The organism is Paraburkholderia sp. TE9906 (genome assembly GCF_056279605.1).
The window spans coordinates 318,151-339,664 of record NZ_JBWCCT010000001.1 but is presented as its reverse complement, the minus strand read 5'-3'; the positions used below and the strand labels follow the sequence as shown (position 1 = coordinate 339,664).

Sequence of the window (21,514 nt, the reverse complement as noted above, 5' to 3'; positions counted from 1 at the left end):
AGTTTCGGCTTGCGGAGGGTTTGTTCGCCTCACCACGTGTCTATGATCGCCGACGCGTAGCGCCGATTTTCTTCTTCATTGCCGCGACGAACTTCTCCGTGACCGGAGGCAGCGTGCGCCCGCGCTTCTTGATCAGCGCGATCGGCCGCACGAACGCCTGGTCGCCGATCGGCCTTGCAACCAGCCCTGGTTCGGCGAGCACTTCCCGCGCCGTGGCAGGCAGGATCGTCACACCCAGGCCGCCGCGCACCATCGCTACCGCGGTCATCATGTAGGTCGGCTCGCACGCGATGTCGGGCGCGTAGCCGCAGTTTTCGAACGCGGCATCGACAACCGCTCTGACGCTCGTTCCCTGTGCCGTCAGCACGAGCGGCACGCGGGCAAGCTCTTCGAGCTTCACGCGCCGCCCACGCGCCAGCGGGTGCTCCTTCTGGCATACCACCACCAGGCGATCGACGCCGGCATGCAAGACTTCGAATGCCGTGTCGGAGAGATCACCGCCCGTCAATCCGATGTCGACCTCTTCGTTGCGCACTAGCGCATTCACTCTATCCGCTACGACGTCGCGAATGTAAAAGCGGGCGCGCGGCACCTCCTGCTTCAGATCCTGAATCAGCTCGGGCAGCACGCTCGCGGCAAAGGTCGGCAGACACGCGAGTCTCACGGTGCCGCTCGTCCCTTCACCGAGCGCGCGGGCGTCGCTCAATACATGTTCCATGTCCTGAAGCGACTTTTGCAGCACCGGTAAGAGTTCGCGGCCCGCCGGTGTCAGCGTGACGTTCCTGCTGTTGCGGTCCAGCAGCCGCACGCCAACTGTCTGCTCCAGACGCCGAATCTGCACGGTCAGCGCGGGCTGCGAAACATTCAGACGCGTCGCGGCGCGCGTGAAGCTGGCCGCGTGCGCCACGGCGATGAAGGCACGAACATCGCGGAAGGTCAGATCCATTACGTTTTGTGATTGTTGCAATCAAATCATTTCAATTGATTTATTGTAGGCGCGAATTTACGCTGGGCCCACTAAAAGACAAATCTGGAGACAAGTTCATGCTTCCATTGCTGGGGCTGGCAACCATCGTCGTCCTGTTGGGGGCGATCCTTTCGAAACGTATGTCGCCGCTCGTCGCGCTCATCATCGTGCCTATTGCCGCTTCGCTGATCGGCGGGTTCGGGTTTCAGACGAGCAAGTTCGTGATCGACGGGTTGAAGAATCTCGCGCCGGTGGTCGGCATGTTCGTGTTCGCGATTCTGTATTTCGGCACCATTACCGACGCGGGCACGCTGGACCCGATCATCGACCGGATTCTGCGCGCGGTCGGCACGAAGCCGACGCGTATCGTGATGGGCACGACGCTGCTCGCGCTGCTGATTCATCTGGACGGCTCCGGCGCCGTGTGCTTTCTCGTGACGATTCCCGCGATGCTGCCGCTCTACGACCGCCTGAAAATGGACCGGCGCGTGCTCGCCGCCGCGGTCTCGATGGCGGCGGGCATCAACTTCCTGCCGTGGACCGGGCCGATGATCCGCGCGTCGGCGTCGCTGCATCTGCCGATCTCGGCGCTGTTCAATCCGCTGATTCCCGTGCAGATCGTCGGACTCGTCTTTGTGTTCGGCATGGCATTCTGGCTCGGCCGGCGCGAGGAAAAGCGCCTCGGGTACTTCCGCGCGGACGGTGCGGTGCCGATGCCCAGGCGCGAACTCACGCCGGAAGAACAGGCGCTCCGGCGGCCAAAGAACTTCTGGTTCAACATCGTCCTGACGCTGGTGGTGCTCGGCACGATGGTCGTGCTCGGCGAAAAGGTCCCGCCCGCGATCATGTTCATGGTGGGCCTGTGCATCGCGTTGATGGTGAACTATCCGAATGTGGAAATGCAGCGCAAGCGTATCGACGCACATGCGCGCGCCGCGCTGATGATGGCCGGCATTCTTCTCGCAGCGGGCGTATTCACCGGCATCATGCAGGGCAGCGGCATGCTCAGGGCAATGGCGCAGGCGGCTGTCGGTTTCGTGCCGCAGGCGATGGCGAGTCATATCCCCGTTGCGTTAGGCCTCGTGTCGATGCCGCTCAGCATGCTGTTCGATCCCGACTCTTTTTACTTCGGCGTACTACCCGTGGTGGCCGAAGTCGCGGGACAGCTCGGCGTGCCGGCGGTGCACGTCGGCCAGGCTGCGTTGCTTGGCCAGATGACCACAGGTTTTCCGGTGAGCCCGCTCACGCCAGCGACGTTTCTCGTCGTCGGGCTGTGCGGTATCGATCTCGCCGATCACCAGAAATTCAGCTTTCCGCTGCTCTTCGGCGCGTCGATCGTCATGACGATCGCGTGCGTCGTGCTCGGCGTGTTTCCTCTTTGAGTCCTTTTCGACAGGCGGTATCCGTATGACGACAACTCAACACCCACGCCGCGTGCGCATCGGCGCAGGCGCGGGTTATTCCGGCGACCGGATCGAACCCGCGGTCGAACTGGCCGAATCCGGCAAGCTCGACTACCTCGTGTTCGAATGCCTTGCCGAGCGGACGATCGCGCTTGCGCAGCAGAGCCGCCGCAAAGCCCCTGAGCTCGGCTACGATCCGCTGCTGGAGGCGCGCATGAGGGCGGTGCTGCCGATCGCCGCGCGCAATGGCGTGCGCATCATTTCCAACATGGGCGCGGCGAACCCGCGAGCGGCCGCGCGCAAGACCGCGCAGATCGCGCGCGAACTCGGACTTGACGGCCTGAAGATCGCCGCCGTCACCGGCGATGATGTTCTCGACGTCGTGCAGCGAGGTCATTTCAATTTCGAGGAGTCGGGGCAAAGCGTCGCGTCGTTCAACGATCGTATCGTTTCGGCGAACGCGTATCTCGGCGCCGCGCCGCTTGTCGCCGCGCTCGCGGCCGGCGCGGACATCGTGCTGACCGGGCGCGTGGCGGACCCGTCGCTTTTCACCGCGCCGCTGATCCACGAATTCGGCTGGAAAATGGACGACTGGAACACGCTAGGGCAAGCGACCGTCGTCGGGCATTTGCTTGAGTGCGCGGGGCAGGTCACGGGCGGCTATTTCGCCGACCCGGGCTTCAAGGACGTGCCGAATCTCGCCCGCCTCGGATTTCCGATCGGCGAGGTGAGCGAAGATGGTTCCGTCATCATCACGAAAGTCGCGCAGGCCGGCGGGCGCGTGACCGAGGCGACCTGCAAGGAGCAACTGATCTACGAGATTCACGACCCGGCTCGCTATTTGCAACCCGATGTCGTCGCGGATTTCACCGGCGTTCGCGTGAGCGAGGAAGCGCCCGATCGCGTCCGCGTGACCGGTGGACGTGGCACGCCGTGCACCGATACGCTCAAGGTGTCAGTGGCGTATACCGACGGATACATCGGGGAAGGACAGATTTCTTATGGCGGTCCGGGCGCTGTCGAGCGCGGCCGGCTCGCACTCGATATCGTGCGGGAACGGTTGCAACTGACCGGCGCGCAGACGAGTGAGCTGCGGTTCGATCTGATCGGCGTGAACGCGTTGCATGGCGAGAGCGCGGGGACAGCGGGCGGCACTCAGCCGTACGAAGTGCGCGCACGTGTGACGGGGCGCGCCGCGTCGGCCGAGGAAGCGCTGCGGATTGGCAACGAAGTGGAAACGCTCTATACGAATGGCCCCGCAGGCGGCGGAGGCGTCACCAGGTCGACGCGAGAGGTACTCGCGGTTCAATCCGTATTGCTGCCGCGCGTCGACGTCGATCCGGCATTCGAGTTTGTGGAGGCGTGAAATGAAACTGCGAGAACTTGCCCATTCCAGAACAGGTGACAAGGGCAATACGCTGAACGTGTCGGTCATATGCTACGACCCGAGCCACTACGAACATCTGCGGCGCGAGTTATCCGCGGATCGCGTGAAATCGCATTTGCGCGACGTCGTGCGTGGCGAGGTGGTGCGCTATGAATTGCCGCATCTCGCGGCATTCAATTTCGTGCTGGGAGAGGCGCTTGGCGGCGGTGTCACGCGTTCGCTCGCACTCGATGCGCACGGCAAATCGTTGAGCTCGGCGGTGATGGGGCTGGACATTGCCGATCTGCCTTGAAGAACACGCGGCGTGTGGCCGAAGGGCAATACGCGAAATACAACCCGCTCATCCGACGCGGCGATTCGGTGCGTTCTACGAAGACCTGCTGGTATAAGCACCACGAGAGGCCGCGCATGCACAGTTCACTCCGCATTGCGCCGGCCAGATTGATTATCTACTCGACAATACCGATCAGATTGTCGATGTCTTCCTGAATGCGCATCTGTGCTTCGCGCACGGCGGCATCAGGAGTATTGGCAACGAGTGGCAGCATCAATCCCGAACCCTTGAATTCAGCTTGATAATGCACCCATGCGGCATACGTACAGACACCGGAAGCCTTTTGCACGAGATTGACCGTGACGTCATAAGTGCGTTGCTTGCCGTGCCGGCGCGTATATTGAAAGCGGCTTAATACAGGTTTGTACATCGCGGCCCCCTTTTGCTGGAAACTTTAGTTATTAACTGTTTCGTCCACGTGTGATGATTTGCCGAATGGGCAGCGAGGCATCGGCATGCCGTCCACAAAAGCACTTGCACAGCGCACCGCAAATTCATAAGCGCACGCGGGGCTTGCGAACTGCCCGAGATCCCCCAGCGACGTGGATTCGCCGTCTTCTTTCAGAATGCAGGCGCGGGCGACGAAAGTGTGGCCGTATCTGACAGTCGACGCCTGAATCGCTGCGCCACGGTGATATAGAACCATGCGTGCCCTCTCAATCTTAGATTTAAGAAAGGCCATTGTAATATTGTCAAATCTCGTTTGGTAACTGTTACCTTTTCCCATCGGGCGCTTAAGTATGACGAGAAGATTGTGCACATGGAGAACGTTTGCGCAAACTACATGGCTCAATAAATCGCGCGAATAACGTATTTGCCACTCAGCCAGAAAAATCGCCGCGCCCGATTTCATCAATACGGATTCCTCTGTTGAAAGCCGGCTTGTTGCTCAGACCATTTTAAGTTCTACCAGCCGTCAGCTTTTTAATTGCCGGTTAGATGCTGTCTTTTAAGTCCGGCAGCACGCCCAGCCTCCGGAACTGATCCGCTTTTGCACAAGTCGATTCGCCTGATTTGGCCCGTCGAAGCACCTCCTGCCGCCTTGGTATGCGGTTTGCTGGGCGTTGATGTTTTTCTCGCACGTGCCCTACATGTCTCGAACCCTGTCTACTTGCCAAAGGTGGAGCGCCCGCGAAATCCGGGTATTGCACGAAGTGCCGCGTGTCCTCGTCGTCGATGACAACGCCGGCGCGGCCGAAGCGCTCGCTACCTATCTCTCCTACGAAGGCGTGGAAGCCCGTGCCGCCGTCAGTTGCGCGGATGCGCTTCGCTGTGTGCGGGACTGGGTGCCGGACGTCGTCGTGCTCGACATCATGATGCCCGAGCGTGACGGCTACGAAACGGCCAGCGCGCTGCGCAGCTATCTGCCGACGCAAAGTCTCGGCATCGTCGCGTTCACGTCGCTCGACGAGGATCACGTCAAGGAAACCGGCAGGGCACGTCACAATTTCGACGGCTATTGTCAAAAAGGCACGGCGCCGACCGCCTTGCTTGCGCTGATGCGCAGGCTGTGGCGCGAATAGGGCGGCTTGCGGCGGTTGTCCTTAAGCCGGTTCCCCTATCACCGGCTCGGCAATGATCTGCCGAACAATCGCCTCCATCAAACCCGGAAAGCGAGCGTCCAGTTCCCCTCTACGCAGCGAATTCTGATGCACGGTGCCGGCCACGCGTGTGCGCACCAGCCCCGCCTCGCGCAGGATCCGGAAATGATGGGACACGCTCGACTTCGGCCGGCCGCCGTCGAGTTCGCCGCAGGTGGCTTCGTCCACAGTGGATAGCCGCCGGACAATTTCGAGGCGAACCGGGTCGCTCAAAGCATGAAACAGCCGCCCGAGCGTGAAGTCCTCGGCGGCAGGGTGGGTATAAGTGCGCATTCTGCAAATAGTAGAGGTTTCTGCGATACTCCATAGTTCGATGTTTATCGAACTACCGTACAAGTTTATCTAGTGGAGTTTAGCCTGATGTCCGCATTGTTTCAGCCCTACAAGCTCAAGGACGTGTCCTTGCGCAACCGTATCGCCATTCCGCCGATGTGCCAGTACACCGCCGAAGACGGCCTGATCAACGACTGGCACCGCGTGCACCTCGCCGGTCTGGCGCGCGGCGGCGCGGGGCTGGTGATCGTCGAGGCGACGGCCGTCTCGCCGGAAGGCCGGATCACGCCGGGCTGCGCCGGCATCTGGAACGACGAGCAGGCGCAGGCTTTCGCACCGGTGGTGGCGTCGATCAAGGCGGCCGGCTCGGTGCCGGGCATCCAGATCGGTCACGCGGGCCGCAAAGCCAGTGCGAACCGTCCGTGGGAGGGCGACGACCACATCGCCGCCGGCGACAGCCGCGGCTGGCAGACCATCGCGCCGTCGGCGATCGCGTTCGGCGCGCACCTGCCGAAAGTGCCGCAAGCGATGACGCTCGACGACATCGCACGGGTGCGCGAAGATTTCGTCGGCGCCGCGAAGCGCGCCCGCGACGCGGGCTTCGAATGGCTCGAACTGCACTTCGCGCACGGCTATCTTGGCCAGAGCTTCTTCTCGACGCATTCGAATCAACGCGACGACGCATACGGCGGCAGCCTGGAAAACCGCAGCCGCTTCCTGCTGGAAACGCTGGCTGCGGTGCGCAAGGTCTGGCCCGAGCATCTGCCGTTGACCGCGCGTTTCGGCGTGATCGAATACGACGGCCGCGACGAGGAAACGCTCGCGGAGTCGATCGAACTCGCGAAGAATTTCAAGCGCGAAGGGCTCGACATGCTGAGCGTCAGCGTGGGTTTCTCCACGCCGACAGCGGCGATTCCGTGGGCGCCCGCATTTCTCGCGCCGATCGCGGAGCGCGTGCGCCGCGAAGCCGGTATTCCGGTTTCGTCGGCATGGGGAATCGATACGCCGGAACTGGCGGACCGCTCGGTCGCGAACGAACAGCTCGACCTGGTGATGGTCGGCCGCGCGCATCTGGCCGATCCGCACTGGCCGTATCATGCGGCGCGCAAGCTCGGCATCGAGCGCGCGTCGTGGACGTTGCCCGCGCCGTACGCGCATTGGCTCGAGCGTTACGCGGTCGCGTCGTAAGCGTTTGAACTGAAGTCGGTGATGCTGATGAGCGCCGTTTGCCCGCTGCCGAATGTGGCGGGTGAACGGCGCTTTTTTTGCGCCATGCGGGTTTGACCTTCGACGCGGTCATACACGGCGAGCGGAACGGCCCTTGCTGGAACCTCCACTCATAGACCACCACGGAGGCTCTTCCTATGAAACCTTACATCGTCGCTCACATGATGTCGTCGCTGGACGGCCGCAGTCTCACGGACGGCTGGCATCTCGACTTCGCCAGCGACCTCTACGAGACCACCGCTGCCGGCTTCGAAGCCGACGGCTGGATCTGCGGGCGCGTGACCATGCAGGAAATCTCGCATGGTGCCGATTATCCGAAGGGGCTCGCGAAGAGCGCGCTGCCTCGCACGGATCATTTCGTCGAACGCAACGCGGCGCAGTACGCGATCTCGATCGATCCGCAAGGACGTGTCGCATGGAAGAGCAACACGGCGCTCAAGTCGCATGTTGTCGAGGTACTGACCGAAGAGGTCGCCGACGACTACCTCGCTTATCTGCGATCGATCGGCGTGTCTTACGCGTTCGGCGGCAAGCGCGGGATCGATCTCGACAAAGTGGTGCAGACCCTGGCGCGCGAGCTCGGCGTGAAGAAGCTGATTGTCGAAGGCGGTTCGCATGTGAGCGGCGCGTTCGTGAACGCCGGTCTCGTCGACGAGGTCAGCGTGCTGATTCTGCCGCTGGTGGATGGCCGCAGCGAGCATCCTTCTTCGTTCGAAGTCCCGATGGACAAGTGGCGGGCACCCGCGTATCTGAAGCTGACGTCGGTGGAAAAAGCCGGGCACGACGCAGTGTGGCTGCGCTATACGAAGGCATGAACGACAACGCGCGGCAGCGTGGAGTTTTGCTCCACGCTGCCGCGCTGCGTTTTGTCTGTACCCGGTTCTGCCGCTGGGATTCAATGGCGAGTCATCAGCCCTTCATGTGTTGCGTCGACATCCACCCGCCGCTCACACCGATCTGTGCGATCTGTTTCGCCACCGCATCGGCGAGTCGCTTCGCGTCCGCTGACACGCCAGCCCGTTTGGTTTCGGATACGGCGTGCAAACCGCCACCCAGTGCCGCCGTGGTCGCGATGCTGCCGGCCGCCGCGCCCACCCCGGCGGTTTCGGCGACGCCCGGCGCCTTGCCGCTGTCCGCATCGGCATCGAAGCGCTGTACCAGACGCGGCGCGCCGCCCGCGGGTTTGTACAGAATCTGCACCGTGCTGCTCACCTGACTCTTGCCTGCACCGAGGCCGATCATCGTGCGACGGCGGCGATTGCCCGAGTCGATCGTATCGAAGCTGCCTTGCACGAGCAGCACGTTCTGGTCGGCCGGGGCGGGGGCATCCGAGCGAACCGCGTGCAGACCCATCGACTGCAGTTGCTGCACGATTTCGTTGGCGACCTGTTCACGCACTTCGTCCGCATCGGCGACCTGCTTCTGTGCATCGGACGAACCGTTGAGGTGCGTCTTCAGTTTCTGCAGCATGCCGCTGTCGAGCTTGACCTGGTTTGGATCGGCGTCGAAGGTGTACACGTAAATCGTGTCCGGCCGTACTTGCGACTGCACGCTCGCTTCACTCGTGTTTCTGATGCCGCTGCCGGCGCACCCGGTCAGCAACGCGGTGCAGCCGAGCATCGCCACGCAGACCAGACGGGTGGCGTTCTTTCTGAGGAAATTCACTGAAGTCAACATGTTCATCCTGTCTTCGGCACGCGGTGCCGGTAGCTTCGAACGTATCAGCCGATGATCGGGCAACCGTAGGATCGTTGATCATCGGCGAAACGTATTCGCACGTGAAACACTCTTGATCTCATGCGTCCTTGTTTCGTACGCACCGGCAGCGAACGAAGTATGGTCGAGTCGCCTGCCGAACTCCATTCAGCAATTATTTCGAGCGATGTCATGCGAAAAGGCGGCGACGCGCGCGGTGCCGACGGCGGTGCCGATGCGGTGTTGAAGCGAAGTGGAACCGAAGCGGGACAAATGCGGACGTGCCGGGAACGGCGTTATTCGCGTGCAATGTGAAATCGTGAAATGGCGCGGGATGTACCGCGAGAATCGGGCATCAGTTCAGCGCCAGCTTGATGATGCAACACAGGACCAGCACAAGCAGGATGGCCGCAACTACCAGATTCATCGGGTATCGCATTCTTCACCACACGCGAGCGTTTCAGTGCTCTTATCCTAATCACCTGATGGAAGATGAAAAGTGACACTGACGCGGGAGTGTGGGACAGCTAACGTTGCATGCCAGACGAGCGCATTGTGGATCGGCGGGAGCTCTTCCACGTAGGCGGCGAGTTGCCGCTTCGCGCATAAAAGGCTCCCGCTACAGCGGAATTACTGCGCCTGTCCCGGCATCCCCGGCGCACCATGCGGTGCCTTGCTCGCCGCGGCGAGATCCTCCGACAAGCTGGTGCGCAACGTTGCAATCGCCTGCTCGGGATTCGCGGGCTTCAACTGTTCGCGAGCCAGCGAATCGTAGATGTAATGCCGCAGCATCGGGTCCTGCGTTTTGCCGAGCACCTCGTGATACACCGCGACGATCTCACCCGGATGGCCGCTCAGCGCATACAGACGGCGCAACTGCTCCAGATCGTTGATCACCGCAAAACCGGGGCCCCTCGGACCCATCATCGGACCCATCGCGCCATGCGAAGGCGGACCGTCGCCGCGCTGCGGTTCGCCGTGCATCTGCGCGGGCGAGGGCGGGGCCGTTTCCTGGGCGAGCGCCGCTGTCGCGGACACGGTCAGAACGGCGGCCAGCGCCGCGCTGAAAATGGTTTTTTTCATGATGTCGCTCCCATTGAGACAGAGCCGGCGCCACAGTGCGCCGGTGTAGGAGCAACGATAGTCGACATGCCGTTTCGTAGGGTTACTGAAGCCGACATGTAACTTACCAAGCCTTGCATGCGCCGCGATGCGGGCCGGTCGAAATCGACAAAGCGGAGAGAAGCCGGCGGCGAGCCAGGGTGAGTGTCGGCTGGCGCAATGTGGCCGGATGGCGCATGATTGATCGATGCGCCGTCCGACCCCAGATCCGGCAAGCTTCGGCGGATCGTGGGTCGCGCGGCACACGTGCCTGTCGGTGCGCGCGTCGGTGCAACATGCCGCGCCTGCACTGCCGGCGAGTACTCAAACCGCTAAGGAGGATTTCGAATGGACCGACCTGACGCCGCCAATCCATTTGGCGATTTCACCAAAATGCTGGAGCAGTTCAAGCTCCCCGGCTTCGATGTCCCCGCTATCATGGAAGCGCGACGCAAGGACATGGAGGCGCTGGTTCAGGCGAATCAGACGGCCTTCCAGGGCATGCAATCGCTGGCGCAGAAGCAGGCCGACATGCTGCGCACGACCCTGACCGAACTGCAGTCGCTGACGGGTCAGTTGTCGGCGGGCGGCGCAGCGCCTTCCACGAAAACCGCCGAGCTGATCCAGCAGAGCCTGCACAAGTCGCTGGCCGATATGCAGCAACTCGCGCAAGCCGCGTATCAGACGCAAGCCGAGTCGTATGCGGTCATCGCAAAACGCGTAGAAGAGAATGTGCAGGAACTGAAGTCGCTCCTGCAGCAGAAAAAATAGCGGGCGCTGTCGCGTCGAATCATCTGATTCGAGCGCGATGCATCCCGTCGATTGAATATGGACCGCTATTGGCCGCCGCGCCATTCGCGGTCTTTTTTTTGTGGTGGGCTTTCGTCCTGGGAATACGCCGCTCCCCGTGTTTCTTGTCAGAGGAAAGCGGTGCTGAAGCCCGCTGTTTTCAGCGGGTATTTACATCGAACTGTTTGATGCGGCCTGCGTGAACATTTTCTGATGCTCGCCGATCTTTGGTCGCCTGTGTTCGCTTTAAGCAGGACGCAATGTAAAAATGACCGTGGGAGGGCCGTCCCACGGTGATCGTGTCCTTAACGATCAAACGGCGCTGAACGGTGTCCCGTGCCCTAAAGGTTTAAATCGCCGCGCAAACGATTGGCGCCGGGGGCCGTCATCGCTCAAGTTTCATCCAGTCGCTCCGTAGACGCATTCACGCAGCCCGACCGGCGTGAAGGCCACACTGGCACCACCGGTCGGAAGTGCGCCCCCTAGTTTCACGTTTGTGATCGGCGAGTGCCGGGTCACGAGCGTTTCACCTCGAAGGAAATCTCGTGAAACCGATGCTCCACACCCGCATTGCCCGCGCAATGTTCGGGGCGAGCTGCGCGCTGTCTTTTGCCGCGCACGCCACGCTCGGCCAGAACGTCAGCACTGTCGATAGCGATCAGATACACCTGCGCGCGGTCGCTCGCGCGGCCACCACGCAGAGCGCCTATTCGGTCCATTTGCTGACGATGCCGTCCGGCACGCAGGTGCGCGAGTACGTCGGGCGCAACGGCATCGTGTTCGGCATCGCGTGGGAGGGCCCGACGCTGCCCGATCTGAAGTCGATGCTGGGCGCGTCGTTCGACGCATACGTCGCCGCCACGGCAACCCGGCGCGGCACGCCGCTCGCGGTGTCGAACAGCGACCTGGTGATTTACTCCGGCGGCCATCTGCGCGCGTTCTCCGGCCATGCGTATTTGCCGCAGGCGGTGCCCGCGGGCGTCGACGTCGGCGTCATTCAATAACGGAGCCGATCATGCGTCACATGTCTTCGTGGATGACCCTGTTGTGCGCGGCGCTGCTCGCGTTGCTCGTCACCGCGTGCGGCGGCGGAGGCGGCGGCTCCGGTGGCGCGAGCACCACGGCGAATTCCAGCAGCTCGACCAGCGGTCCGACCGTGACCAATACCTCGCCCGCGCCGCAAGTGCTCGCCGCGAACGCGGTGCGCGTGACGGTCGACGCCGGCGTGAGCAACGTGCCCAACATGCCGTTCGTCAGCATCACGCTGTGCGCGCCGGGTACGAGCGAATGTCAGACCATCGATCACGTGCTGGTCGATACCGGCTCATGGGGCGTGCGGGTGTTCGCCTCGCAACTGCCCGCGTCGATGAACCTGCCGCAGCAGAAGGACGCGTCGGGTAATCTGGTCGCCGAATGCATGCAGTTCTTCGACGGCTACACGTGGGGCTCGGTGCGGCTCGCCGATCTGCAGATCGCCGGCGAAAAAGCCGCCTCGCTGCCGATCCAGGTGATCGACCCGAACTACCCGACGTTGCCCGCCGACTGCGCGAACCTCGGCGCCTCGCGCAACACGCCGGGCACCTTGCAGGCCAACGGGATTCTCGGCATCGGCGTGTTCAAGCACGATTGCGGCGCGAACTGCGTGGCGCAGGCGCTGGCCGGCACGTACTACGCCTGCCAGAGCCTGCCCTGCACGTCGATTCCGCTTGCCGAAGCATTTCAGGTGGCCAATCCGGTGCCGTACTTTGCGACCGACAACAACGGTTCGATGCTGAGCCTGCCGACGGTCTCCGGCGGCGCACCGTCGGTGTCCGGGCAACTGGTGTTCGGCATCGGCACGCAGGCCAACAATGCGCTCGGCAGTGCGCAGGTGATCGGCGTGAGTCCGTCGAACGGCACGTTCACGACGGTGCAGAACGGCACCACGTATTCACACAGCATTCTGGACAGCGGCTCGACCGGACTCTTCTTCCAGACCAGCGCGATGGCGGCTTGCCCGATTCCGAACAGCGCGTACTACTGCCCGGCGTCGACCCAGCAGTTGAGTGCGCTGATCGAAGGCGTGAACGGCACGACGAGCGCGGTGAGCTTCAGCGTGGGCAATGCCGCGTCGATCGCGCAGACGTATGCCGGCGATTCGGCATTGCCTTTATTGGCGGGACCGGCCTTCGTGACGTCGACGATTTTCGACTGGGGTCTGCCGTTTTTCTATGGCCGCAATGTGTACGCGGCCGTCGAACAACAGGCGACGCCTGGCGGCACCGGGCCCTATGTCGCCTATTGAGCGGCCTTGTCGCCAGCGTGCGCAATCACCCGATGCACGAAGCGCAGCTTGTCCACCACCGGTGCGGCCAGCGTGAACGGATAGCCGTCGGCCATCCCGAGGCTGCGGTTCAGGCTGTTCAACGCATAGGTGAGCGGAAACCAGCGCTTCATCAGATTGTCGAAGCTGGCGTCCTCGACCGGCGTACGGTCGGTGAGCGTCGGCTCGCTCGGGTCGTCGGGCAGCAGCGCGAGGCCGTATGACGTCGACGTGTCCAGCACGTCGACGATCAGCAGATAGTGCGCCCACGTCTCCGCCCAATCTTCCCACGGGTGCATCGTCGCATACGCGCTGATGTACGACGCCTGCCAGTCGGGCGGCGCGCCGTCGCGATAGTACGCGTCCAGCGCCTCGCCGTAGTCGGCGCGCTCGTCGCCGAACAGCTTGCGGTACGGTTCGAGCCAGCGCGGGTCGTTCTGCACCAGTTGGTCGAAGTAGTAGTGGCCGGTCTCATGACGGAAATGGCCGAGCAGCGTGCGATACGGTTCGCCCATCGCAGTGCGCACTTTTTCGCGGTGAGCGTCGTCGGCCTCGGCGATGTTCAGCGTGATGAGCCCGTTGTCATGACCCGTCATCACGCGCGCGCCGTCGCCGCCGTCTTCGAGGAATTCGAACGCGAGGCCATGTTCGGGGTCCGCCTGACGCGATTTCACGTCGATGCCGAGTTCGGCCAGCGTATAGAGCAGGCGGCGCTTGGCCATCTCCAGCCGATACCAGTAGAGCCGGTTCTCCGTTGCGCCCAGATTGGGGATCGTGAGGGTCAGTTGGCAAGCGCGGCACAAGCTGTCGGGCGAGTCGGCGGGGATCATCCAGTTGCAGACGTTTTCGACCGCGTAGTTGTGGCACTGGCGAAACAGCGCGCCGTCCGCGCCCGGATGCAGGCTGCGCCAGCGTCCGTCGCCGGCGTCTTCGAACGCGCTGATTTCCGCCAGGTCAGGCACATAGCCGAGCAAGGACTCGCAACGTTCGCAGCGGACGTTCTCAAAGAAGACGAGGTGCGAGCAGCGATTGCAATGGAAGGTTTTCATCGGGCGAGCCTGGGTGAGGGTGGCAGTCGTGAGCGAACGCTTGCCGCAATCTTCATGCCGCAATTGCCAGACGTCACCGGTTTAACGCACATTACGTGCATGATCGTGCATGGGCGCTGCGCCGCTTTGGTGCGTGGCCTGGCGAGAAGCGGCCAACCTCCGGCGGTTCGAGGGTCCGCACGGCCGGCCAGTGCGGCAAAGTTGACAGCAGCCGGTGCGCCGGGGCAGTGCTGAAGCAGTACACGCGGTTCACAACGCTTGTCGCGCTCGTTCTATCAACGGCATGAAGCTTGCTTTTTGGCGGGCTGCCATCCTTCGTCCAGGAGTCAGGTGTGTCCATACGCGTCGCGTTGCATCACGTCACACATTACCGCTACGACAGGCTGGTTTCGCTGTCGCCCCAGGTCGTGCGGCTCAGGCCTGCGCCGCATTGCCGGACCCCGATCCTCGCCTATTCGATGCGGGTCGAACCGGCCGAACACTTTATCAACTGGCAGCAGGACGCGTTCGCCAACTATCAGGCACGGCTCGTCTTTCCTGAGAAGACGCGCGAGTTCAAGGTGACCGTGGACCTGGTCGCCGAGATGGCCGTTTATAACCCGTTCGACTTTTTCCTCGAACCGTCGGCCGAGCAGTTCCCGTTCACTTACGACCCCGGCCTCGCGCTCGAACTCGCGCCGTATCTGATCAAGCGTCCGATGACGCCGCGCTTCGCCGCATTCGTCGCGAGCATCGACCGCACGCCGACCGGCACCGCCGACTTCCTCGTCGCGTTGAATCAGCGGCTGCAACGCGAGATCCGCTACCTGATCCGGATGGAGCCGGGCGTGCAGACGCCCGAGGAAACGCTCGTGAGCGCCGCGGGCTCGTGCCGCGATTCGGGCTGGCTGCTGGTGGAGACCTTGCGGCAACTGGGGCTGGCGGCGCGCTTCGTGTCCGGCTACCTGCTGCAACTCGCGCCCGACGTCAAATCCATCGACGGCCCGAGCGGCACCGAAGTCGACTTCACCGACCTGCATGCGTGGTGCGAAGTGTATCTGCCGGGCGCGGGCTGGATCGGCTTCGATCCGACCTCGGGCCTGCTCGCGGGCGAAGGGCATATTCCGGTCGCCTGCACGCCCGAGCCGGGGAGCGCCGCGCCGATCTCGGGCGCGGTGGACGAATCCGAAGTCGAGTTCGATCACACGATGTCGATCGAACGGGTGCTGGAGACGCCGCGCGTCACGAAGCCGTATAGCGAAGCGATGTGGCGCGACGTGCTGAAGATGGGCGAGCAGGTCGACCAGCAACTCGCCGACATGGACGTGCGCCTGACGATGGGCGGCGAGCCGACCTTCGTGTCGGTGCGCGACCGTGACGCCGACGAATGGAACACCGACGCGCTCGGGCCGACCAAGCGAGGCTATGCCGTCGCGTTGATGGACAAGCTGCGCGCGCGTTACGGCGCGAACGGCTTCCTGCATATCGGCCAGGGCAAGTGGTATCCGGGCGAGCAGTTGCCGCGCTGGGCGATGTCGCTCTACTGGCGCGCCGATGGCGAACCCTGCTGGCAAAACCCGGCGCTGTTCGCCGATGAACGCGAGCCTGGCCGCTACACCGCGGGCGACGCGCAACGCTTTCTCGCCCATCTCGCGGGCAAGCTGTCGCTCGACACGGACTGCATCCAGCCCGGTTTCGAAGACGTCTGGTACTACCTGTGGCGCGAGCGCCGCTTGCCGGTCAACGTCGATCCGTTCGACGCCCGGCTCGACGACGAACTGGAGCGGGTGCGCTTGCGTCGTGTGTTCGATGCGGGCCTGAGCGGCGCCACGGGGTATGTGCTGCCGCTCGCGCGCGAGCGCGACGTGCCGAGCGAAACGCCGAAGTGGGTCAGCGGCCGCTGGTTCTTCCGCGACGAACGCATGTATCTGATTCCCGGCGATTCGCCGATGGGCTACCGGCTGCCGCTCGACTCGCTGCCGTGGGTGTCGAAGACCGACTATCCGTATCAGCACGCGCACGATCCGTTCGCGCCGCCGGTGCCGTTGCGTTCGTCCGCGCAATTGCGCTTGCAGTACGACAACGAACAGCGCGACGCGAGCCAGGCGCCGACACTTGTCGAGAAGCGGCGCGCGGCCGCGTTGTCGCTGTCGGCGGGCGATCTGCTGAGCGGCATGGCGGGCAGCGGCGTGCTCGCCTACGCGCGTCAGCCGGGCGATGTGCAGGCGCCGGCGCACGGGCAGTCGTCGAAGGAAACGCTGCGTACGGCGATTTGCGTCGAGGCGCGCGACCCCAAACGCGCGGCCGGTCCGAAAGCCGAAGCGGATGCGTTCGGCAGCGGCCGCTCGCTGCTGCATGTGTTCATGCCGCCGCTCACCGAACTCGACGACTATCTCGACCTGCTCGCCGCCGTCGAAGCGACAGCCGCCGAGTTGAAGATGCAGGTGGTGCTCGAAGGCTATCCGCCGCCGCGCGACGCGCGCCTGAAGATGCTGCAGGTCACGCCGGACCCCGGCGTGATCGAGGTGAACATTCATCCGGCCGCGAACTGGGAACAACTGGTCGATCACACCGAGTACCTGTATGAGTCGGCGGCGCAGAGCTATCTGAGCAGCGAGAAGTTCATGACCGACGGGCGCCACACCGGCACCGGCGGCGGCAATCACCTCGTGCTCGGCGGCGCGACGCCCGCCGATAGTCCGTTCCTGCGGCGGCCCGATCTGCTCGCGAGCCTGATCGCGTACTGGCACAACCATCCGTCGCTGTCGTATCTGTTCTCGGGGCTCTTCATCGGGCCGACCAGCCAGGCGCCGCGCATCGACGAAGCGCGCAACGACCAGGTCTACGAACTCGAAGTCGCATTCCGCGAGTTGCAGCGGCAGATCGACCTGCTCGGCGGCCGCGACAGCGCGAACCTGCCCGCGTGGATGATCGACCGCTCGTTGCGCAACATCCTGATCGACGTGACCGGCAACACGCACCGCGCCGAGTTCTGCATCGACAAGCTCTATTCGCCCGACGGCCCCACTGGACGCCTCGGCCTGCTCGAATTGCGCGGTTTCGAAATGCCGCCGCACGCGCGCATGAGTCTCGTGCAGCAGTTGCTGCTGCGCGCGCTGGTGGCGCGCTTCTGGCGCGAGCCGTACACGCAGCGGCTCACGCGCTGGGGCACCGAACTGCACGACCGCTTCCTGCTCGGCAGCTTCGTGAAGATGGATTTCGACGACGTGCTCGACGAGCTGAACCGCGCCGGCTTCGCATTCGACAGCAGCTGGTTCGCGCCGCACTTCGAATTCCGCTTCCCGCTGGTGGGCGAGACCACGGTGAGCGGCGTCGCGCTGACGATCCGCAGCGCGCTCGAGCCCTGGCACGTGATGGGCGAGGAGGGTTCGGCGGGCGGCACGGTGCGTTATGTGGATTCGTCGGTGGAGCGGCTCGAAGTGCGCGCGCTCGGTCTGAACGGCAACCGCCATGTATTGACCGTCAACGGCGTGCCGGTGCCGTTGCAGCCCACCGGCCGCGTCAGCGAATACGTGGCCGGCGTGCGCTTTCGCGCGTGGTCGCAGCCGTCGGCGCTGCATCCGACCATCGGCGTGGACGCGCCGCTCACTTTCGATCTGGTCGACACCTGGACTGGCCGCTCGGTCGGCGGATGCCAGTATCATGTCGCTCATCCGGGCGGGCGCAACTATCAGACCTTCCCGGTCAACGCCTATGAGGCGGAAAGCCGGCGGCGCGCACGCTTCTTCGCGTCGGGTCATACGCCGGGGCCGCTCACGGTCGACCTGCCGCAGCGCAGTCTCGAGTTTCCGTTCACGCTCGATCTGCGCTACTGGTAAAACCGCCCATACTTAGAACGATACGATCTTGGCCTTTCAATCGACTTTTCCCTTCGAAGCGTCCGCGGCTCGTGCGGACGCTTCGTCCCTGTTACGGCTGCTGCCGGGCTACGACGGACATTGGGACGAGTTGCGCGACGAAACGGGCGTGCTGCGCGAGCCGTGGCGGCAATTCTTCGAGCGGCTTGGCGAGGACGGCGTCGCACGGTTGGAGGATCACTGCGCGTCGGTCGCGCAACAGATTCGCGACAACGACATCAGCTACAACGTCTATGCGGATAACGGCGAGTCGCGTCCCTGGGCGCTCGACCTGCTGCCGTTTCTGATCAGCGAGGACGAGTGGGCGCATATCGAACGCGGCGTGACGCAGCGCGCGCATCTGCTCAATGCGATCGTCGCCGATATCTATGGGCCGCAAACCCTGCTCGAACGTGGGCAACTGCCGCCCGCGCTGGTGTTCGGGCATCCGGGCTATCTGCGCCCAGTCAAGGGCTTCACGCCGCCCGGCGGCCAGTACCTGCAAGTGGTCGCGGTCGATCTCGCGCGGACGCCGAACGGCGACTGGACCGTCATGGCGCATCGCACCGAAGCGCCATCGGGTCTCGGCTATGCGCTGGAAAACCGGCTGATCGTGTCGACGCTGTTCGCCGAGCCGTTCCGCTCGATGCGCGTGAGCCGCCTCGCGCCGACCTATTCGCAACTGATCGCGACGCTCGCGCAATCGGCGCAGTCCACGATGCGGCACGACCCTGGCGCCGCGGAGTCACCGCAGTCGCCGCATATCGCGCTGCTCACGCCGGGGCCGTTCAGCGAAACCTATTTCGAGCACGTGTTTCTCGCGCGCTATCTCGGCGTCACGCTGGTCGAAGGCAAGGACCTGACGGTGCGCGACGACATGCTCTATCTGAAGACGCTCGCCGGGCTCGAACGCGTGCACGTCGTGCTGCGCCGGCTCGATGACGCGTTCTGCGACCCGGTCGAACTGCGCGCCGATTCGAGCATCGGCGTGCCCGGCCTGCTGCAGGTGATGCGCGCGGGCAACGTGATCGTGTCGAACGTGCCGGGTTCGGGCTTTGTCGAATCGCCGGCCTTGCACGGCTTTCTGCCGGGCGTCGCCGAAGTGCTGCTCGGCGAAGACCTCGTGCTGCCGAGCGTCGCGACCTGGTGGTGCGGCGAACAGGCGGCGCGCGAGCATGCATTCGCGCGGCTCGACGAAGCGTTCATCGTGCCGACCTGGCCGGTGACCGGGCGCGATGCGCCGCCCGGCATCGAGCAGGGCAAGCAGACGCTGTCGGCGTGGCGCGAGCGCATCGAGGCGATGCCGGACACGTACACGATCCAGCAGGTGCAGCGTTTCTCGTGTACGCCGCGTTACGAAGACGGCACGATCGGCCGCCGCCCGGCGGTGCTCCGCGCCTATGCGATTGCCGATGTCAACGGGGGCTGGCACGTGATGCCGGGCGGCTTCACGCGGATGGCCGCCGAGCGCCAGGCGACGGTATCGATGCAGTACGGCGGCAGCAGCGTCGATACATGGGTGCTGTCGAGCCAGCCGACTTCGACCTTCACGCTGCTGCCTTCGCCGATGCAGCCCGCCGACCTCGCGCGCGAGCATCGCACGGTGTCGAGCCGCGCGGCGGAAAATCTGTTCTGGGCCGGACGTTACGGCGAGCGCGCCGAAAACAACGTGCGGCTGCTGCGTCTGATTCTCGGCTCGCTCGAAGGCAACGATGCCGACGCGATGTTTCCGACCCTGGTCGAACTCGCGATGCAATGTGGCCTCGTGCAATCCGGCGACATGTCCGCGCCGTATTCGCCGCAAGTGTTCGAGCGCGCGCTCGTCGCGAATCTGAGCGAGAGCACCGGGGCCGCGAGCATCGGCCAGAATCTGAACTACCAGGCGCGCTCGAATGGCGAAGTGCGAGGGCGGCTGTCGAACGATCACTGGCGCACGATTCTCGCGTCGCGCAACGACTTCCGCGATGTGTTGCACACGTTGATGCCGGCTGCGGCGGCGCAAGGTGGTGGGAATGGCAATGGCGGCGGCAACGGCGCGAATGGCCGTGGCGAACGCTACGACCGTTACGACCGCATCACGCTGGTCAACGCGCTCGAGCGCCTGTCGGTGCAGTTGTCGGCGATCAGCGGCGCCCAGGGCGACCGCATGACACGCGACGAAGCGTGGCGTTTGCTGTTCGTGGGGCGTCACATCGAACGCGTGGCGGCGATGACGTCACTACTGCGTGTGATCGCCGAGCACGGCCAGCTTGCCACCCCCGCGGGTTTCGATCTGCTGCTGCAACTGTTCGACAGTACGCTCACGTACCGCTCGCTCTATCCGGGCCGCTTCGAAGTGCCGGCCTTGCTCGACCTGCTGGTGATCGAGCCGACCAACCCGCGCGGCATCTACGGCGTGTACGAACGTCTGCGCAAGAAGCTCGACGAGATCGCGCTGGCCGCGGGCAGCGTGCGGCATCGTCCGTTCGCGGAGTTGATGCCGCCTGCGAGCTCCTTGCCGTCGCTGGAATCGCTGTGTGAAGTGGATGAAAACGGCGCTTACCGTCACTTGATGGCGGTCTGCGATCAGATCGGCGGGTTCGTCGGCGCGGCTGCGCATGAGATCAGCGCGCGCTATTTCAGTCACGCGAGTACCGTGACTTCGCAGGTGTGGTCATGAAGCACGCGCCGACCGTGCTGTCCGTTTCGCATCGCACGACTTACGTTTATTCCACGTATGTCGAGACCGCGCAGCATCTCGCGACGATCCGGCCGATCGCCTGTTCGTGGCAGCGGCTGGTCTCGCATAGCGCGCGGATCGAACCCGAACCGTCGTATCTGCACAGCCGTGTCGATGCGTTCGGCAACGATGTGCTGTACTTCGCGCTGGATGCGCCGCACGAGCGCTTGCAACTCGTCAGCGAAACGACGGTGTCGCTGACGCCGCGCTGGACCGACCTCGATCCCGACGCCACGCCCGCATGGGACGAGGTGGCCGATGCGCTGCAGTTTCGCGTCGGCGGGCAGTTCAGGCCGGAGGTGGAGTTCTGTTTCGCGTCGCCGAATATCGTGCCGCGGCCGGCGCTGCGCGCCTATGCACTGCCGAGCTTTCCGCCGGGACGGCCGATCGCCGCGGGCGCGATAGATCTGATGCACCGGATTCACGACGACTTCGCGTACAAGCCTTCGGCGACGATGTTCGATACGCCAGCCGAGCGCGCGTTCGAACTGAAGAGCGGCGTGTGCCAGGACTTCGCGCAGGTGATGATCGGCTGTCTGCGCTCGCTGGGTTTGCCGGCGCGTTATGTCAGCGGGTATCTGCGTAACGATCCGCCGCCGGGGCAGCCGCGTTTGATCGGCGCGGATGCATCGCATGCATGGGTGTCGGTGCATTGTCCCGGCAGCGGCTGGATCGATCTCGATCCGACCAACGACGTACTGGCCGATGTCGATCACGTGACGCTCGCGATTGGCCGCGATTACAGCGACGTATCGTTGCTGCGCGGGATGATTCTTGGGGGCGGCGCGCATCAGGTGGAAGTGGGTGTGACGGTGATTGCGCTTTAGTGGC

At 63.8% G+C, this 21,514-nt stretch carries 19 protein-coding genes; 12 read left to right on the top strand and 7 right to left on the bottom strand.

The genetic code is table 11. The features are described 5' to 3' along the window. Positions 1-40 precede the first annotated feature (40 nt). Entirely contained in the window at positions 41-946 is a 906-nt protein-coding gene (locus ACZ9H4_RS01515; RefSeq protein ID WP_408151935.1) for a LysR family transcriptional regulator, read from the bottom strand. 98 nt (positions 947-1,044) lie between these two features. On the opposite strand from ACZ9H4_RS01515, the gene ACZ9H4_RS01510 reads away from it, so the two are divergent. From ACZ9H4_RS01510 to ACZ9H4_RS01500, 3 genes are read left to right on the top strand one after another with little or no spacing between them, the layout of a single operon-like run. Then, a complete protein-coding gene (locus tag ACZ9H4_RS01510) occupies positions 1,045-2,349 on the top strand; it encodes a CitMHS family transporter (protein WP_408139199.1) in 1,305 nt (434 codons plus the stop codon). A gap of 25 nt (positions 2,350-2,374) precedes the next feature. Beyond that, positions 2,375-3,736 (top strand): acyclic terpene utilization AtuA family protein, encoded by a 1,362-nt coding sequence (locus tag ACZ9H4_RS01505; protein WP_476118080.1) that lies wholly within the window; start codon positions 2,375-2,377, stop codon positions 3,734-3,736. 1 nt (position 3,737) lies between these two features. Beyond that, the gene (locus ACZ9H4_RS01500) at positions 3,738-4,049 is read left to right on the top strand and encodes an AtuA-related protein (protein ID WP_408139196.1); all 312 of its coding nucleotides are present in this window, start codon (positions 3,738-3,740) and stop codon (positions 4,047-4,049) included. Positions 4,050-4,206: 157 nt separating this feature from the next. Here ACZ9H4_RS01500 and ACZ9H4_RS01495 read toward each other — a convergent pair whose 3' ends face one another. Together ACZ9H4_RS01495 and ACZ9H4_RS01490 are read right to left on the bottom strand one after the other, a co-directional pair. Beyond that, complete coding sequence (locus tag ACZ9H4_RS01495) at positions 4,207-4,461, bottom strand: hypothetical protein (RefSeq protein WP_408139194.1); 255 nt, start codon at positions 4,459-4,461, stop codon at positions 4,207-4,209. A 24-nt stretch (positions 4,462-4,485) separates the two neighbouring features. Continuing rightward, complete coding sequence (locus ACZ9H4_RS01490) at positions 4,486-4,947, bottom strand: hypothetical protein (protein WP_476118079.1); 462 nt, start codon at positions 4,945-4,947, stop codon at positions 4,486-4,488. Positions 4,948-5,182: 235 nt separating this feature from the next. Between ACZ9H4_RS01490 and ACZ9H4_RS01485 the strand changes: the two genes are divergently transcribed. Further along, positions 5,183-5,614 carry a response regulator gene (locus ACZ9H4_RS01485; RefSeq protein WP_408139190.1) on the top strand — a complete coding sequence of 144 codons (432 nt, stop codon included), beginning with the start codon at positions 5,183-5,185 and terminating at the stop codon, positions 5,612-5,614. A gap of 21 nt (positions 5,615-5,635) precedes the next feature. Here ACZ9H4_RS01485 and ACZ9H4_RS01480 read toward each other — a convergent pair whose 3' ends face one another. Beyond that, positions 5,636-5,965 carry an ArsR/SmtB family transcription factor gene (locus ACZ9H4_RS01480; RefSeq protein ID WP_476118078.1) on the bottom strand — a complete coding sequence of 110 codons (330 nt, stop codon included), beginning with the start codon at positions 5,963-5,965 and terminating at the stop codon, positions 5,636-5,638. Between the two features lie 87 nt (positions 5,966-6,052). On the opposite strand from ACZ9H4_RS01480, the gene ACZ9H4_RS01475 reads away from it, so the two are divergent. Next, positions 6,053-7,153, top strand: a complete 1,101-nt coding sequence (locus ACZ9H4_RS01475; RefSeq protein ID WP_408151939.1) for an NADH:flavin oxidoreductase/NADH oxidase — start codon at positions 6,053-6,055, stop codon at positions 7,151-7,153. A 176-nt stretch (positions 7,154-7,329) separates the two neighbouring features. Continuing rightward, positions 7,330-8,007 (top strand): RibD family protein, encoded by a 678-nt coding sequence (locus tag ACZ9H4_RS01470; RefSeq protein WP_476118077.1) that lies wholly within the window; start codon positions 7,330-7,332, stop codon positions 8,005-8,007. A 94-nt stretch (positions 8,008-8,101) separates the two neighbouring features. On the opposite strand, the gene ACZ9H4_RS01465 is transcribed toward ACZ9H4_RS01470, so the two are convergent. Next, positions 8,102-8,869, bottom strand: coding sequence for a DUF4410 domain-containing protein (locus ACZ9H4_RS01465; protein ID WP_476118076.1), 768 nt, complete (start codon positions 8,867-8,869; stop codon positions 8,102-8,104). Positions 8,870-9,517: 648 nt separating this feature from the next. Beyond that, positions 9,518-9,970: a hypothetical protein gene (locus ACZ9H4_RS01460; protein ID WP_408139182.1), complete on the bottom strand. Its 453-nt coding sequence runs from the start codon at positions 9,968-9,970 to the stop codon at positions 9,518-9,520. Positions 9,971-10,336: 366 nt separating this feature from the next. Here ACZ9H4_RS01460 and ACZ9H4_RS01455 point away from each other — a divergent pair, with 366 nt between their 5' ends. From ACZ9H4_RS01455 to ACZ9H4_RS01445, 3 genes are all read left to right on the top strand, one after another. Beyond that, positions 10,337-10,759 carry a phasin family protein gene (locus ACZ9H4_RS01455; protein WP_408139180.1) on the top strand — a complete coding sequence of 141 codons (423 nt, stop codon included), beginning with the start codon at positions 10,337-10,339 and terminating at the stop codon, positions 10,757-10,759. Between the two features lie 572 nt (positions 10,760-11,331). Further along, entirely contained in the window at positions 11,332-11,781 is a 450-nt protein-coding gene (locus tag ACZ9H4_RS01450) for a DUF2844 domain-containing protein (RefSeq protein ID WP_408139554.1), read from the top strand. An 11-nt stretch (positions 11,782-11,792) separates the two neighbouring features. Beyond that, a complete protein-coding gene (locus tag ACZ9H4_RS01445) occupies positions 11,793-13,061 on the top strand; it encodes a DUF3443 domain-containing protein (protein WP_476118075.1) in 1,269 nt (422 codons plus the stop codon). Here the strand turns inward: ACZ9H4_RS01445 and ACZ9H4_RS01440 are convergent. Beyond that, a complete protein-coding gene (locus tag ACZ9H4_RS01440; RefSeq protein WP_408139177.1) occupies positions 13,055-14,128 on the bottom strand; it encodes a zinc-binding metallopeptidase family protein in 1,074 nt (357 codons plus the stop codon). The genes ACZ9H4_RS01445 and ACZ9H4_RS01440 overlap by 7 nt on opposite strands. A 332-nt stretch (positions 14,129-14,460) precedes the next feature. Here ACZ9H4_RS01440 and ACZ9H4_RS01435 point away from each other — a divergent pair, with 332 nt between their 5' ends. From ACZ9H4_RS01435 to ACZ9H4_RS01425, 3 genes are read left to right on the top strand one after another with little or no spacing between them, the layout of a single operon-like run. After that, the gene (locus ACZ9H4_RS01435) at positions 14,461-17,946 is read left to right on the top strand and encodes a transglutaminase family protein (RefSeq protein ID WP_408139175.1); all 3,486 of its coding nucleotides are present in this window, start codon (positions 14,461-14,463) and stop codon (positions 17,944-17,946) included. A 28-nt stretch (positions 17,947-17,974) separates the two neighbouring features. Next, positions 17,975-20,623 carry a circularly permuted type 2 ATP-grasp protein gene (locus ACZ9H4_RS01430; protein ID WP_476118074.1) on the top strand — a complete coding sequence of 883 codons (2,649 nt, stop codon included), beginning with the start codon at positions 17,975-17,977 and terminating at the stop codon, positions 20,621-20,623. Beyond that, on the top strand, positions 20,620-21,510 hold the full coding sequence (locus ACZ9H4_RS01425; RefSeq protein ID WP_476118073.1) for a transglutaminase family protein: 891 nt from the start codon (positions 20,620-20,622) through the stop codon (positions 21,508-21,510). The genes ACZ9H4_RS01430 and ACZ9H4_RS01425 overlap by 4 nt, the downstream gene beginning before the upstream one ends. The last annotated feature ends 4 nt before the right edge of the window (positions 21,511-21,514 follow it).